Consider the following 816-nt stretch of genomic DNA (forward strand, 5'->3'; position numbering starts at 1 on the left):
TTTTCTCCACGAGTACCTGTTGCATACGCAAGAAACAATCTGATTCCACATCCAGGGCAACTCCAACGGTTATAGCCGAACTTAACATGTGTCACTTTATCGTAGCCACACTGTGGACACATAAATTCAGCTTTGACCATCTCACCATTTTGGGGCATACTTGCCGGAATGAGCTCAGGCTCGGTATTAGCATCCTTAACTAGTCCATTTGAATCTTCCGGAGTAAACATATGTTTTTCTTCACGACCAGTGCTCAATTCATCATCACGGCCAGTAGCCAGCTGATGTGACTTAAAAACTTCCTCAAAGCTCAATTCACGAGTTGCTTCAACTGTTACGGTCAAATCATTGTTTTCAATCTTTAATTTCATAATTACTTTCCGTCCTCTTTGGTTGGCTTTTTATTTGCTTCGGCATGTTGCTTCATTCGCCGGTGTTTCCGTTTAATCGTTGAACGCTTCTTAGTGTGTTTAGGCATGTTAGTCCTCCGTAATGTAGTATTTGTTTTCGTCAATCGCACGAATACGATTATCCAGCCAACTGTTATTGTGCTTTAGCTCCCGAGACGTCCTAGTTTTACCCTGCTCGCCTTCCATGACTAATTTAATGGCATTATACTGGGTACGCGTAATCTCCGTGTAATCGCCTGATACGGCCTTAATTCCAGGCATCTTATGCAGGTTAGCTAGTTTGCTCGGTGGCACGTTAGCCATGCTGCCATATCTTGCTTCTAGCTTATGAATGATTTCCAGTTCTTTAGGCCAATTTTTGCTCGCCATAGGCTAACTTCCTTTTGATTCTAATTTAGCCAAACGA

The 816-nt window shown here is 42.6% G+C and carries 1 protein-coding gene and 1 pseudogene; both read right to left on the reverse strand.

Annotation, left to right across the window (positions count from 1 at the left end; all coding sequences use genetic code 11):
* Positions 1 to 371 (reverse strand): annotated as a pseudogene (locus DY78_RS10225) (hypothetical protein); the annotation flags it as partial.
* Positions 372 to 479: 108 nt separating this feature from the next.
* Positions 480 to 779, reverse strand: coding sequence for a hypothetical protein (locus DY78_RS10230; RefSeq protein WP_056993524.1), 300 nt, complete (start codon positions 777 to 779; stop codon positions 480 to 482).
* Between the last annotated feature and the right edge of the window lie 37 nt (positions 780 to 816).

The organism is Lactiplantibacillus fabifermentans DSM 21115 (assembly GCF_000498955.2).
Classification (GTDB): Bacteria; Bacillota; Bacilli; order Lactobacillales; family Lactobacillaceae; genus Lactiplantibacillus; species Lactiplantibacillus fabifermentans.